We start from the raw sequence: 14,870 nt of genomic DNA, 5'->3' as shown, positions 1-14,870 counted from the left end.
CTTAAACTAGGAGCCCTTCTTGACTAACTAAAATTAAAGCTTTTCTTGATCGTACTTATTAAATATATGCTCTGTTAAGTATTTACCAACTGATTTTCTCTCTTGAACAAGCTTAGATATTACACTAAAATGTCTTGGTTCAATCTTGAAATATTTATAAGCCCTTCCATCTTTAAAAAATACAGAAAGCTCAGACAAATTAGAATCGTAATCAACCTGATATATTTTGCTCAATTCATGAGATATTGTTAAAGTATTCAACTTATACCCTCCAAATGGTTATTCTTAGGAGTATAAAATATAAAGTAAAGAAAGAGTAAATTCATTAAATATAAGAATTTTTAATCAATAAATTCAAAATTTACTAAATGATATATTCCTTGTAAAAAATTGTATATACTTAATAAAATTTAGTCAAGCACAATTCCTGCAAGATTAAGTTGAAAATTAATTTAATTATGTACTTATTACTAATCATTAATGTCTTGGATTAATATTTGCTCAAACAGTTTAACCAGAGCCCTTATCTTGAAAATAAACTCATAAATTAATTTGTATCTTTATTTAAGAATGAAAGACTATCTTAAACTTTGTTAAATTTTTTAATCTTCTCATTACTTTTTTACCTCAAATTATTACAAGAGACAAAAATTAAAATTGATAAGCAAAGTAATAACTTCTTTATAATTACTTATAGGATCAAGGTGCTTCTTCTATTAATCTATCATGTGTAAATCTCCAAAAGTAATTAGGAATGTGTTAATCCACCTTGAAGGCAATGGGATTTTCTCAAGTCAAAATTGACCTCAAACACTTAAAATAGATTTTTTTCAAAAAATCATGTAAAATAACTAAGGTAATTAGCGTTCTATTTATATAAACTTAGGAGGAAAAGTGTCCCATGGACTATAAAAAATTGCGAAATATAGGTATCAGTGCCCACATTGACTCAGGAAAAACCACACTCACAGAACGTATCCTTTTCTACTGCAATAAAATCCACGCTATTCATGAAGTAAAAGGAAAAGATGGAGTTGGGGCAACAATGGATTCAATGGAACTTGAAAGAGAAAGAGGGATTACAATAGCATCAGCTGCAACTCATGTTGAATGGAAAGACCATCCAATCAATATCATTGACACTCCAGGTCACGTTGACTTTACTATTGAAGTTGAGCGCTCACTTAGAGTTCTAGACGGCGCAATACTTGTTCTTGACTCTGTTGCAGGAGTTCAATCTCAATCAATTACAGTTGACAGACAGCTAAAGAGATACAATGTTCCACGCCTTGCATTCGTAAATAAATGTGACAAAACTGGGGCAAACCCTAATAATGTAAAAGATCAACTCAAAGACAAGCTTGATTTAAACTCAGTTCTAATGCAAATTCCAATTGGACTTGAAGATAAACATCTCGGGGTTATAGATCTTATCTTAATGAAAGCCTATTATTTTGAGGGCAAAGATGGAACGGAAATTATAGAAAAGGAAATTCCTGCTGAACTACTCGATGAGGCAAAAGAAAAGCGAGAAATAATGCTTGATGCTTTAGCTGACTTTAATGATGAACTTATGGAACTTCATATGGAAGGAAGCAATGTCCCTGTGGAAGCAATATATAACGCTATTAGAACGGGTACTTTAAGTTTAAAACTTTGTCCTGTCTTTATGGGTTCTGCTTACAAAAATAAAGGCGTTCAGCTTTTACTTGACGCTGTAACTAGATTTTTACCTTCTCCTCACGATATTAAAAATGTAGCACTTGACCTAAACGCAAATGAAAAAGAAGTTGACCTTAAGACTGATGAAAATTTGCCTACTGTGGCACTTGCATTTAAATTGGAAGATGGACAATACGGTCAATTGACTTATGTTAGAATATATCAGGGTATTTTAAAGAAAGGACAAGAACTCATAAATTCCAGGACTTCTAGAAAGTTCAAAGTTGGAAGGCTTATTAGAATGCATGCCAATAATACTGAGGACATTGAATCTGGAAGCAGTGGTGATATTGTTGCATTATTTGGAATAGAATGTGCATCAGGCGATACATTCTGCGATCCATCTATTACTTATTCAATGACATCAATGTATATTCCAGACCCAGTAATATCTTTATCGGTAAAACCTAAAGACAAAAAATCAGCTGATAATATGGCTAAGGCTCTTGGAAGATTTACAAAAGAAGATCCTACATTTAAAACTTATGTAGACTCCGAATCAAACGAAACAATAATACAGGGTATGGGAGAATTACACTTAGAAGTTTACATTGAAAGAATGAAAAGAGAATTTAAAGCAGAAGTTGACACAGGAATGCCTCAAGTAGCATACAGGGAAACCATTACAGGGAAATCAGAATTTAACTATACCCACAAAAAGCAGTCAGGCGGTGCTGGTCAGTTTGGCAGAGTCGCTGGATTTATGGAACCACTTGACACAGAGGGACAAGTTTATGAATTTGTAAATCTCATCAAGGGTGGAGTAATTCCAACGGAATACATTCCATCATGTGACAAGGGATTCCAAAAAGCTATGGAGAAGGGGACCCTAATTGGATTCCCAATTGTCGGGATTAAAGTTACAATTAACGATGGTCAATATCACATTGTTGACTCGTCTGACATTGCATTCCAACTTGCCGCACTTGGAGCCTTTAGAGAAGCTTATAATAAGGCAAAACCTACAATACTTGAGCCAATAATGAAAGTAAGTCTTGAAGGTCCAACGGAATTTCAAGGAAATATGTTTGGTCTTCTCAATCAAAGAAGAGGAATAATTCTAGGCTCTCTTGAGGAAGGAAGTTTCTCCAAGGTTGAAGCTGAAGTGCCTTTAAGTGAAATGTTTGGATTCTCAACTGTTTTAAGATCCTCGACACAAGGAAAAGCTGAATTTTCAATGGAATTTTTAAGATACGGTAAAGTTCCAAGTTCTATATTTGATGACCTATGTAAAAAATTTAATGAACAAAACAAAGCTAAATAAAAGGGAGGCATTATTATGTTTGAGTTAACTCAAGATAAACAAGAGATAAGAATAAAAAATAAATTTTTGGCTCAAGTTTTTGGACTAATGGCAATTGGTCTTTTAATATCTGCAGTATTTGCATATACAACATCTGAAAATGCGATAATGAGAGCGGTAGTCTTCTCAAATCCAATTTCATTTATGGCAATAATACTTGTACAATTTGGACTCGTTTACGCAATAAGTGGCGCAATTGAGAAAATATCAAGTAGCACAGCAACAGCACTTTTTTTAGGATACTCAGCATTAACAGGAGTAACACTGTCTTCTGTATTTATGATATACACACAAGGTTCAATATTCTACACATTCGGAATTACTGCTCTAACTTTCCTTGCAATGTCCTTTTATGGATATACAACAAGTACAGACCTTACGAAAATGGGAAGCTATCTCATTATGGGCTTATGGGGCATTATTATTGCATCTATTGTTAATATATTCTTTAGAAGTTCAGGGCTCAATTTTTTAATCTCAATACTAGGAGTCATAATATTTACGGGTTTAACAGCCTATGATGTTCAAAATATCTCTAAGATGAATAGAATGCTAGAAGATGGAACCGAGGTTAAAAACAGAATGGCCGTTGTAGCCTCTTTAAAGCTTTACTTGGATTTCATAAATTTATTCTTATACCTACTAAGGTTTTTAGGTCAAAGAAGAGATTGAGAGCACAAATGCAAACTTAAAATTAATACTAAAGCAAAATGAATGCTTGATGCCAAGCATTCATTTTTAGGAGCTATAATGAGCATAGACAGCCTAGAATTTGAAGAAAGCAACACTAAAAATGTTATAAAGGATAATTTTGAATTCGAAGGGTATCTAGAAAGTAGTAAACCAATAATCATTGAAGGGGTACTTAAAGGAATCATAAACTCTACAAGCTCAATATACTTAAGAGAAAAAGCCAATGTAGATGCAGAAATTAAGTGCAATCATTTTCTCAATCATGGTATAATGAAAGGCAATATAAAGGCCTTAGCAACAATAAAAATTTACAAGACTGGAACATTAATTGGTAATATTCAAACAAAAGAACTCTTCATAGATTCAGGAGCGATCTTTAAAGGAAATTGTGAAATGGAGGAAAAATGCTGAATAAAGGTTTTTTATCAAAAATACTTCTAATATTACCTTTATACTCAATTCTCCTAGAGGCACAAGAAAAAGAAGATTCACTCCTCTTATACAGAGAAGGCAGATTCCAAGAAGCTATTAATAACACCCAAGATGAGATAAAACAAAATCCTAATAATTTAGATGCAAGAACAATATTTGTATGGAGTCTAATCGCAATTGGAGACTATAAAAGAGCTGAAATAGAAGCCATAAAGGGGCTTGAAATAAAAAAATACGATATCAGAATAGTTCAAGCACTGGGAGAAGCCTATTTTTTCCAAGGACAATATAAAAATGCACTCAAATATTTTCAAGAATATATTGGTCTTGACTCAAATGGAGCACGAATAGCAAAGGTATATAATTTAATCGCAGACTCATTTTATAGACTTGAAAGATATAATGAAGCTGATTTTGCATATGAAAATGCTTTAAGATTTTTACCCAATAATCAAAATTTATTATTAAAACTTGCAAAAGCAAGAATTAATGCAAAAAATAAAGTCTTAGCAAAAGAATCTTTAACAAGATTCCTAATCTTAGATCCCAATCACTCGGAAGCAAAAAAATTGCTAGAACAGATAGAGAAAAAACCATAATAATCCTTGACATTATGTTTATAACAATTTATTCTAGTTATTAGTTTGCTAATAACTAGAGGGCTGCTAGCTCAAGTGGTAGAGCGTCGGACTCTTAATCCGCCGGTTACAGGTTCGAGTCCTGTGCAGCTCAAAGAACTGATGATTTAATTTCTTATTTAAAAGTATATATTGACATACTTTTAAATAAATTGTACCATTAGCTTTGGTGGTTTTAATATTTACATGGGCTCATAGCTCAGGTGGTAGAGCGACGCCCTTTTAAGGCGTTTGTCGTAGGTTCGAGTCCTACTGAGCTCAATTTGTCCTCTTCGTCTATCGGTTAGGACTCCAGGTTTTCATCCTGGCAAGAGGGGTTCGACTCCCCTAGAGGATGTTTAAAGAGAGAACCGTTGGGTTCTTTTTTTTAGATATAATGATGAAAAAATTTTTAGCAATATTAGTTTCATTAACAAGCTTCTATGATATATATAAATCAACACCAACAAGAAAAATCAATAAAAAGCGACAATCAAACAACACTATACTTTGATGCGAAAGATGAAGTACATCATATTGTACTGAACCTCCTAAGCAATGAAAATGGCGATATAGAAATCATCACTAAAGATGAAAGCCACTCATATCACATTCCAAAAATAATTAACCAATATCAAGAATTAACATTAGAAATTAAAATGAATAATATTAAGTCTATTACTTTCAATAATATTGAAAGTAATAGACTTAATACAGAAACAGAACAACCAAGTTTGAGTAAACTCAAACTATCGGATTTAAGGCTCAAGAAAAAATACTAAATCCCATAATCTCAGACCTATGCTCAAAAAAAGAATTCCAAACAATATTTCATAAAGTATACATCACTAGAAAATGAACACGACGAAATAAAATCCACTAAAAATAACAATATGATTCAAATAAGCGAAATCGGATATATTAATATGAATGCTTATTATGATATAAACCAAGCAATACATGCTGATTTAAAATTCATTTTCAACTATAAAAAAGAAAATTATAGAAGAGACTCATTTGAATTTTCGTTTAATAGCAGCGCCTAGGGTATATATATTAAAATTCAAGACCCTAAAAGATCAGTCTCTGATGCTAAAAAGGATGGCATTTTTTATTGAGATAAAAGAATTCCGAGGAATTCTTTTATCAAGTGATGCATTAGAAAGTGAAATAGGATGAAAAGGGCACAACTATAAACTTGAGGACATAATTACATTCTTCAACACGGCGCAAAAACTAAACACCAAATTAAATAAAGAAGAAATAATATTAAGAAACATAATTATAACGAATGAATTAGCATATACTGAAAATAATATAATGAAAATCAAATACAAATCAAGGAATATTGCGTTTGCAACTTATTCAGAAGACGACTCTATGTCAAGAGTAGCTCAGATGATAATATTCATACATGAAATTTTACACATGTATTTCTTTATAGACAATAATTTTAGTAAGGCAATCTCTAATTTCTGGAATCAACATGTTTTACCAAAAGATAAACGAGCTTGGATTAAATTTTTAGATAATAAAGCCTATGATATTAAGTCTCAATACTTAGTAATAAATGAATTTTATGCTTACACCACCTAAATTCCAAAAGAAGATCTTGCAGAATCCCTAATTAATACAAAATATTTCTCCAAACTTGGAATAAAGAGATATGAAGAATGGACTATAAATTTAGAAAAACTATTATGGAAAGAAAAAGGACTAATAGCTGGAGAGCTACTAGTCCTTTTTAAAGACGAAATAACAAAAAATAACAGTACACCTGTTATTCAAAATTCAAACTAATTACTTTTTTCCGGAATTAACACAATCTCTGTTCTCTGATTAAAATTAAGTTTCTTAATTAATGAATTTATAACATCTTTGTTTAAATTTTTTTCAATAAATTTAATACTGAAAGTATCTATAAAAGTATCATACCAAAGAACTGAATGCAATATTTTTGAAGTCCAATACCAATCAGATTCAGAGTTATTATCCTGATTTTTAATAAGGTTTTTCTTAACGTAATTAAAATCATCGTCTCCAAACTCTTTTTTCTGTCTTTCTAACAAATGATCACTAACAGATCTCAAAACATTATCAAGAGCTTTAGGCTCAACTGTAAAAGCTACAATTATAAAACCATCTGAATTACCATATTTTCTAATATCACAATCAAAGTATGCATTGATTGAATAAACACTAGACATTTCCCTTCTAATAGATTTAATAAGGCTCTCGGTTAAGAGTAGTACTAAACCCTCATAATTTAAAGCACTCTCGGGTGTATATTTGAACTCAAAAGGATAGAAAATACGTACAATACTACTTGCATCCTCACCTTTCCTTACAACTATTCGCTCCACATCTCTCTTATAAGAGTAATCTAAATCTTTAAACCCATCCAATTTCTTAGAACTTAAATTACCTAAATATTTTCTTGAAAAGGTTTTTATTGTCTCTAAATCTACATCTCCCACAAATACAAATTTGAAGTTATTTGCATAAGTAAATTTCTTTTTATAGAAATCTAAAAGAATATCCTTAGATACATTTTTCAAATCAGTTTCCTGAATATCTCTAAAACGATAATCATCATTGGTACGAAACTTTCCAACAGCATTACCAAAAAGATATTTAGAATTATTCTCATTACTTTTGATTTCTGCCTTTATATTATCAATATTATTTTGTAAAACGATATCATCTATCTTTGGCTCATTAAACGTAAAGTATATAAGCTGAAAAAGAGTCTCAAGGTCTTTCACATCAGCACTACCATTAATACTTGATGTTTGATCACCAATCCTTGGACTTAAGCTTACAACCTTGTCTGACAAATATTTTTCAACTTGAAGCGAAGAATAATCTCCATACCCCGATCTAGAAACAACACTTGGTGCCAAAGATAAAGCAGGAATAAGATCAGCATTCTCGCTTAACACACCTCCCCAAGAACTTGCACTAAGAGTAACCATATTTTTCTTATGCTCATTATGCTTAAAGTAAACTTCAACCCCATTCTCAAGAGTAAAGTATGAAACTCCATCAGATAATTCCTTCTCATTAATAATATCTTTGTTTTCCAAAGATTTCTTAAAGAACTCTCCTTGAATTGATACATCATCATAAGGTTTTGTATCTCTTTTTAACGCAATCTCACGCAATTCTTGAATTTCTTCAAGAGTCAAACTAGGATGATATTTATCATTAGAATAAGCATACATAATAGCACGATCATTTATGGATGCTTGACTCTTAGCAAAATCTGATATTGACTTTAGACTAAGTTTATTCAGATGCTCAATAGCTATATCATAATATTCATTCATATCAAGCATTTTCGATCCCTCTAAAGCAATTTCTAACAAAAGGTTAGCAATCATAGATGAATTCCTCTTACCAATGTTATCCTTGCTTATCTTATAAGAACTTATAAGTTGAGACTTGATCTTGTCAACTTCTCCTTGAGTAAACCCGAATTTCTTTATTCTCTCCATTTCATAGAAAAATCCTTCAATGCCTTCTTTTAAATGGTCTGGATTGAAATTAACAGCAATTTGATTAATTAAAATATAATTATCATCTGATTTGAATGAGATATCACTGCTATCAAAAGACATCAAATAATTTAATCCAGAAGTCTTTAATTCAGCGAATCTATTTTCAAAAAGACCATCTAGCAAAGTTTTCTCAATATCTCTTTTAATCTCACCAGAGGTACTTACAATATTGTGAATATCCTTTTTAACAAAAGTTATATTAGGAAACGGCATCTCAATATCTTCTACACTTAAAAATTTTTCACTCATCACTGTGTCTAAATTCATTTTAATCTTTTCAATTTCACTACCTGGTTTTTCTAAAGATGAAAACTGTTCTTTGACTTTCTTTTCAATTTCACTAGGCTCAATGTCTCCTACAATAATTACACTAGTAAGATCTGGTCTATACCATTTCTTATAAAATTTCTTAAAGTCTTCTGATTTAAAAGATAAAATTCGTTCTTCAAGCCCAATAGGTAATCTGACTGTATATCTGCTATTACCAAGAATAAATGGAAATACTTTTTCAGTCAGCCTACTAGGATAGCTCTCTACACGCTTTTTCTCTTCAATAATAACATTTCGCTCTTTATCTATTTCAACTTCATTAAATTCAATTTGTGAAGCCCAGTTCTTTAAAACATTTAAAGCCTCATTAATCTCTGTTTCATTATTACCATCTGGCAAATCAAGATGATAATAAGTTTGGTCAAACCCAGTATGCGCATTAATATCAGCTCCAAATGCCATCCCAAATTTTTTAAGAACTTCAAAAATACCATCACCACCCGGATAGTCTTTTGTTCCCTTAAAAGCCATGTGCTCAAGATAATGAGCTAATCCTCTCTCATTTTCCTCTTCATGCAAAGATCCAACATGAAACAAAATCCCCATATGAACAGCCTTTTCCGGAGTTTTATTTCCATAAATATAATACTTAAGTCCATTTTCAAGTTGACCACTTAGTAAATTCTTATCTGTCTTTAATTTAGAAGATTCACAAGATACAAGAAAAAATGCTAAAATTAAAACAATATATTTAAATATATTATTAATATCCCGATACTTCATTTAATTCTCCTTGAATTTATTGCTATATTATAAGTTTTTTTAACTTCTTTAAGAATAGATAAAAATCCAAAATCATACCAATCCTTTACACCTTTTAATTTTGAAATAGGAAATAGTTCATAAAATAAGAATAAAAGTTCTTCTCTAGACAAATTTGAAACATCATCAAGATAAACTTTCTTATTAAACTCACCAATATAAACAAAAGATCCAGATTTATCTAAAATAAACTTACTAAAATCAGGATTTAAAATGCTTGTCTTATAAATCTCAACAGTAGTATATTCATTTGATACATCATAATATCTATTAATGGGCTCAGATCCTAGAATCACAAAATTACCATCTTGGATACCTACATTTCGCCCATCTAAAGTTTTTAAAAACCCATCACTAACATCACAATAAACCAACATATTTAAAGCTCGTGATGCACTCAAAACAAGTTTTGAGTCCTTATAATTCTTCAGTTGTTTAGGCATATCACCTAATTTATTATCACCCTCCAGCACTCGAATATTCCGCTCAGCTAAAGCTTCCTTAGCCAAACCAATGTATGTCAAAAGTTTACTATTCGAACTAAAATATTTTTCTCGCTCTAATAAATGGATTACAAATATTAACTCTTTCTTCTCAAGACTACGATAAAAATCAATACTCTCCAAATCGATGCCAAAAATAAATCCATGTATAAAAAAAATAAGAATAATAAAAAAATATCTGTTCATGTACATCCTCTATTACTCACTAGTGTAGCTGTAAAACAACAGGACAATGATCACTGCCCATTACTTCATTTAAAATTAGAGCATCTTTTATTCTAAACTTAAAAACTTCATTTACAATAAAATAATCAATCCTCCAGCCTATATTACGCTCCCTTGCCTTTGTTCTATAATCCCACCAAGTATAGTTATCTGGACTCTTATTAAACATTCTAAATGTATCCACATAACCTTCATTTAAAAAGTTATCCATCCAAGTAGTTTCTTCAATGTAATAACCAGCAGATTCCCTGCTTCCTCTAGGATTAGATAAATCAATCTCTGTATGAGCAATATTAAAATCACCACAAATGATAAGGTTTGCTCCAGAACCTATAAATGAATTTGCAAGAGATTTAAGACTCATTAAAAAATCAAGCTTATAGGGAAGTCTTTTTCTTAAAGCTTGAGAATTAGGAAAATATGCATTAATGAGTACAAAATCACGATAATGAGCAATAAGACATCTACCTTCTCTATCAAATACCTCTATGTTCATGCTCTCTAATTTAATAGGTTCAACCTTTGAATAAATACCAACCCCACTATAACCCTTGATTATGGATCTTGAAAAGTGAGTATAATATCCTTCGATGTTAATAAGCTCTTTTGGTAACTGTTCTCTACAAGCCTTAGTTTCTTGAAGGCACAAAATATCCGGACTATATTTTTCAATAAATTCCAGAAAACCCTTACCAAGTACAGCTCTTATTCCATTTACATTCCATGAAATTAAATTCACAAATATCCACCAATTCAATTTAAATATGAATCCTCAGACCATCATAAGCCAAATAGATATTATCTTTCGCCAAATAATCGAATTCTTCATGCATTATATCATGTGCAATATGAGTAAAATAAGCAATCTTAGGCTTTATCTTCATGACCTCACGGGCAGCATCCTCGAAATTCAGGTGTCCAAGATGAGGCTTAATCCTTAAAGCATCTATTATCATCACATCCAATCCCTTTAAGTATTCATATGAAATATCAGGAATAGACTTAACATCAGTTAAATACGCCAAATTATTTATCCTATACCCTAAGCTAATTATATCTCCATGAAGTAAAGGAATTGGCATTATTTCTAAACCTTTAAAAACAATTGGTTTTAAGTCTATTGCTAAATTAGGAATAACATTGGCTTTGCCACTTATAGATTCCCTTGATGAAAAATTATGCGGAAAAGCATTCCTAATGTGTTGCATAGTGCTCTCCCGTGCATAAATGTTTAGTGGAGAAGTTCTTGTATAAAATTTAATATCATCTATACCCATAACATGATCATAATGCTCATGGGTATAGAGTACTAAGTCAAGCTTTGAAATGTTTTCTCTTAAAAGCTGAGTTCGAATATCAGGACCCGTATCAATTAATACATTCATGCCTAATGCATTTAGAAGAAACGAACTTCTAAGTCTTTTATTTTTGTCCGAGATTGAACTGCATACTCTACAATTGCAATTTAACATAGGAACACCACTTGATGCACCGGTTCCTAAAAAAATTCCCAACATGACCCGTATCATTACCTCTGAAAACATCACACCAATATGATTTATATCATAATTAATAATCTATGAGCAAAACTCATTTAACATACATAACAAAGAACTAATAAAACTTTGAACTCAAAATAGGCATCAACTTAAAATATTTTCATATAAAACTAAAAATAGTAGTTACATAAAAATCAACTATCCAGAAAAAGAAATTATAAATTAAACAATGATTAGCAAATGTAGCACTATTTTGGTATTTTCAAATAAAATTCCAAGAGGTACCTCAGTGCAATCCTAAAAATATATACTCCTTCAATATTGAATTACGAAATAAACAATAATGGTTAAATTATATCACTATTATTTGTTCATAAATCACTATCATTTGTGTAAATTACTTTGTAAATAACATTTTTATGCTTATAATTACTTAAGGAAAAACTAACTTTTTATGAATGGGCAATTTTATGAAATCATATTTCTACTAAGTTTTAGTATATTTTTAGTAATAAACTTATTCAATTTTAAAAGAGAATTTTCTTATGAAGATTATTTCATACTTTTTCCAGGGATCTTTTTTATACTCACTCTATATCTAATAGAAATCAAGCCATTAATGCTATATGTAGGCTTCATATTTTTATTCTTTTTAATAGTAGCTACCATCAAGAATATAAAAACAATTTTCCTTAGAAGAACAAATAATCCAGAGAATAAATTTAAAAGAATAATTTATTCTCTCCTCTTAAAGGCGATTATCGTAATACCATCAATAATTGTGGTACTAATTACAACTACATTTTCATACTTTGGTCTTTTTGCAGATTACCCACAAGATGAAAATTCCACCTACAAAGTAGGTTTTACCAGAATCAAAGATTATACAAATAATTTAGACCTATCAATTTGGTACCCAATCAGTCTAACTTTGGGACTTAACAGCCAAAATCCTTTTCTTTTCTACGATTTTAGTCCATTTTTTATAAATGAAATGAATTACCTACCAAAATATGCAAATGTATATAAAAATGCTCCAATTAGCAATAATCAAAAACTATACGATAGTATTTTAATTATTCTTCCTCTTTATTCTCATGATTCAATGTTTAAATCACTAGTAAATAGGCTGGTTACAAAAGGTAACATCGTCTATTTATATTCACCAAAATATCAATCTAACCATGCCTATAATTTCATTAAAAATGACAGCCAAAGCTTCTTAACCTCTGTTTCAAATAAAGTCATTCAATATTTAATAGAACCTATAAAAATGCTAAATGATAGACAAGATCAAGCATCTGAAGTCACCGATATTCAAAATATTCTTGAACTTATTAAATCAACTCAAAAATTAGATTTTCTAGATCTAAGAACGAATTTGAATAAATTAACCCTCATTACCATTGGGAATCAAGCAAATATTGCGAATCCAATTCTAAGTCAAAATAAACAAATAATAAAATATATAAACATTGGCGGAAAACCTCAAAACTTAAAAAAAATAACAAACTTGCAACTACTAATAAAACAGGATGAGAATGAATTACAGAAGCATGAAGTAGATCCGTCTTCCATAAAAATAATAAACATGAACAATGTTGGTGAAATTTCTGATTTCATTTTCAGTAGAAGATATTTAAGAAGTTTTAATTTCTTTAAAGACAAAAAATTAATGTTACCAAGATTCGATTTTGTAATTAAAGAAATCAATAAGTTTATTGAAACAAGAGGACTTTTAGAATGATAAGGAGGTCTACGTTTTTCTTAATATCAAACCTGTTACTAATAGTAACAGGTTTTTGTTCTGAGGAAATAATTGAAATAAACACTGAAATAAGCACTGAAAAGTACATTCCTTTCTTACTAAGCAGAGGAAGGAGTCAAGTAGCAAATCTTGTGAAATATACGCTAGAAATGAATCCATATCTTGAATCAGAATATGTTCAAACAATTGCACAAGCTTATATCGATGAGGCTTTAATTGAAGGAATAAATTACGATATCGCCTACGCTCAAATGTTACTTGAAACAGGAATTTTAAAATTCAATGGCATTGTCTCTAAAGATCAGCATAATTTTTCAGGAATTGGTGCTACTGACAACTTTACAAAGGGAAACTCCTTTACTAACATTAAAGAAGGAATAAGAGCACACATTCAACACTTAAAAGCTTATGCTTCAAGAGAAGATATAAAATCTAGTATGGTTGATCCTAGATTTTTCCTTGTAAAAAGAGGCTCTGCCCCAACGATATATGATCTTACTGGGAAATGGGCACAAGATAAACTTTATGATAAAAAGTTAAAAAAAATATTGCTTGGGTTATTAGAATTTGATAACGCAAAAAGCTAAGGATACCACCATATTCGACCGCTTAGAATCTATATACAGTAAGTATAATAAAAGAGATTTTGTGCATCCTGACCCTCTAGAATTTTTATACAAATATACAGAAAAAGAAGATATCGAATTTGTGGGTTTTGTTAGTTCCTCATTAGCACTTGGGAGAGTCGAGCAAATATTAACAATAATTGAAACCGTTTTAAAGCCACTTGGAAGAAAGCCTTCATCAGAGCTTAAAAGTTTTACAAAAAAAGATTTGGAAATAATCTATGAAGATTTTACTTATAGATTTTTTAAAACAGATGATCTGGTAAGGTTATTTACATCCCTTAGAGCCATAAAAGACAAATATCTAACAATTGAAAATCTTTTTTATAATATTTACAAAAGAAATAAAAATTTTATATCAAGCCTAGACGAACTAATAACTCATATGGAAAGCATCAATGGAGAAGCCTTTGGCATAATGCTTCCAAAACCTTCAAAGGGTAGTGCATGCAAAAGACTATTTTTATTCTTAAGATGGATGATAAGAAAAGATGAAGTTGACTTAGGGATTTGGGATAAATTTAGTCCATCAAATTTACTAGTTCCAATGGATACTCATATGAGAGATATTTCATCAAAGCTATTTAATCTTAAAAATAACAAAAGTGTAAGCCTGAAAAGAGCGATAGAAGTTACAAAACATTTTTCAAAGAACAATAAAGATGATCCTGTAAAATATGATTTTTCATTAACTCGGTTTGGAATAAATAGAGATTTTAATAAGGAAGAACTATTTACAAATATTTTAAAACTTTAAATATTTATTTACAAAAGTTATAAAATATCCAATACTGATGTCATAGGCAAAAAAACAAGTTCATTGTAAAATA

The 14,870-nt window shown here is 30.4% G+C and carries 15 protein-coding genes and 2 tRNA genes; 12 read left to right on the top strand and 5 right to left on the bottom strand.

The genetic code is table 11. The annotated features are described in order from the left end of the window. Positions 1-33: 33 nt before the first annotated feature. The gene (locus CR532_RS02835) at positions 34-261 is read right to left on the bottom strand and encodes a KTSC domain-containing protein (RefSeq protein ID WP_108729307.1); all 228 of its coding nucleotides are present in this window, start codon (positions 259-261) and stop codon (positions 34-36) included. A gap of 640 nt (positions 262-901) precedes the next feature. Here CR532_RS02835 and fusA point away from each other — a divergent pair. From fusA to CR532_RS05435, 9 genes are all read left to right on the top strand, one after another. Then, positions 902-2,986: an elongation factor G gene (gene fusA, locus CR532_RS02830; protein ID WP_108729306.1), complete on the top strand. Its 2,085-nt coding sequence runs from the start codon at positions 902-904 to the stop codon at positions 2,984-2,986. Positions 2,987-3,001: 15 nt separating this feature from the next. Then, entirely contained in the window at positions 3,002-3,697 is a 696-nt protein-coding gene (locus CR532_RS02825) for a Bax inhibitor-1/YccA family protein (RefSeq protein WP_108729305.1), read from the top strand. Positions 3,698-3,775: 78 nt separating this feature from the next. Further along, positions 3,776-4,129 (top strand): bactofilin family protein, encoded by a 354-nt coding sequence (locus CR532_RS02820; protein WP_108729304.1) that lies wholly within the window; start codon positions 3,776-3,778, stop codon positions 4,127-4,129. Further along, complete coding sequence (locus CR532_RS02815) at positions 4,123-4,749, top strand: tetratricopeptide repeat protein (protein ID WP_108729303.1); 627 nt, start codon at positions 4,123-4,125, stop codon at positions 4,747-4,749. Before CR532_RS02820 ends, CR532_RS02815 begins: the two co-directional genes overlap by 7 nt. Positions 4,750-4,809: 60 nt before the next feature. Next, positions 4,810-4,882: transfer RNA gene (locus CR532_RS02810), tRNA-Lys, on the top strand. A gap of 94 nt (positions 4,883-4,976) precedes the next feature. After that, a tRNA-Lys gene (locus tag CR532_RS02805) sits at positions 4,977-5,049 on the top strand. A gap of 161 nt (positions 5,050-5,210) precedes the next feature. Further along, complete coding sequence (locus CR532_RS05445) at positions 5,211-5,549, top strand: hypothetical protein (RefSeq protein WP_234416419.1); 339 nt, start codon at positions 5,211-5,213, stop codon at positions 5,547-5,549. Positions 5,550-5,660: 111 nt separating this feature from the next. Then, positions 5,661-5,813: a hypothetical protein gene (locus tag CR532_RS05440; protein ID WP_234416418.1), complete on the top strand. Its 153-nt coding sequence runs from the start codon at positions 5,661-5,663 to the stop codon at positions 5,811-5,813. 274 nt (positions 5,814-6,087) lie between these two features. Beyond that, positions 6,088-6,363 carry a hypothetical protein gene (locus tag CR532_RS05435; RefSeq protein ID WP_234416417.1) on the top strand — a complete coding sequence of 92 codons (276 nt, stop codon included), beginning with the start codon at positions 6,088-6,090 and terminating at the stop codon, positions 6,361-6,363. A gap of 200 nt (positions 6,364-6,563) precedes the next feature. Here CR532_RS05435 and CR532_RS02795 read toward each other — a convergent pair whose 3' ends face one another. The 4 genes from CR532_RS02795 to CR532_RS02780 are packed head-to-tail and all read right to left on the bottom strand — an operon-like array spanning position 6,564 to position 11,664. After that, complete coding sequence (locus CR532_RS02795) at positions 6,564-9,380, bottom strand: M16 family metallopeptidase (RefSeq protein ID WP_108729302.1); 2,817 nt, start codon at positions 9,378-9,380, stop codon at positions 6,564-6,566. Continuing rightward, positions 9,377-10,108 (bottom strand): hypothetical protein, encoded by a 732-nt coding sequence (locus tag CR532_RS02790; protein WP_108729301.1) that lies wholly within the window; start codon positions 10,106-10,108, stop codon positions 9,377-9,379. The genes CR532_RS02795 and CR532_RS02790 overlap by 4 nt, the downstream gene beginning before the upstream one ends. Before the next feature lie 19 nt (positions 10,109-10,127). Further along, a complete protein-coding gene (xth, locus tag CR532_RS02785) occupies positions 10,128-10,886 on the bottom strand; it encodes an exodeoxyribonuclease III (RefSeq protein ID WP_108729300.1) in 759 nt (252 codons plus the stop codon). A 19-nt stretch (positions 10,887-10,905) separates the two neighbouring features. After that, entirely contained in the window at positions 10,906-11,664 is a 759-nt protein-coding gene (locus CR532_RS02780; protein WP_108729299.1) for an MBL fold metallo-hydrolase, read from the bottom strand. Between the two features lie 436 nt (positions 11,665-12,100). Here CR532_RS02780 and CR532_RS02775 point away from each other — a divergent pair, with 436 nt between their 5' ends. Genes CR532_RS02775 through CR532_RS02765 form a run of 3 tightly spaced genes read left to right on the top strand, consistent with a single transcriptional unit; the run spans position 12,101 to position 14,797 of the window. Continuing rightward, a complete protein-coding gene (locus CR532_RS02775; protein ID WP_108729298.1) occupies positions 12,101-13,393 on the top strand; it encodes a hypothetical protein in 1,293 nt (430 codons plus the stop codon). Next, entirely contained in the window at positions 13,390-14,001 is a 612-nt protein-coding gene (locus CR532_RS02770) for a glucosaminidase domain-containing protein (RefSeq protein WP_108729297.1), read from the top strand. The genes CR532_RS02775 and CR532_RS02770 overlap by 4 nt, the downstream gene beginning before the upstream one ends. Continuing rightward, positions 13,985-14,797 carry a TIGR02757 family protein gene (locus CR532_RS02765; RefSeq protein WP_108729625.1) on the top strand — a complete coding sequence of 271 codons (813 nt, stop codon included), beginning with the start codon at positions 13,985-13,987 and terminating at the stop codon, positions 14,795-14,797. The genes CR532_RS02770 and CR532_RS02765 overlap by 17 nt, the downstream gene beginning before the upstream one ends. Positions 14,798-14,870 lie beyond the last annotated feature (73 nt).

The sequence above is a fragment of the Candidatus Borreliella tachyglossi genome (genome assembly GCF_003076595.1).
Taxonomy (GTDB): domain Bacteria; phylum Spirochaetota; class Spirochaetia; order Borreliales; family Borreliaceae; genus Borrelia; species Borrelia tachyglossi.
Note: the sequence above shows the minus strand (reverse complement) of the source record. Positions and strands in the feature narration are given on the sequence as shown.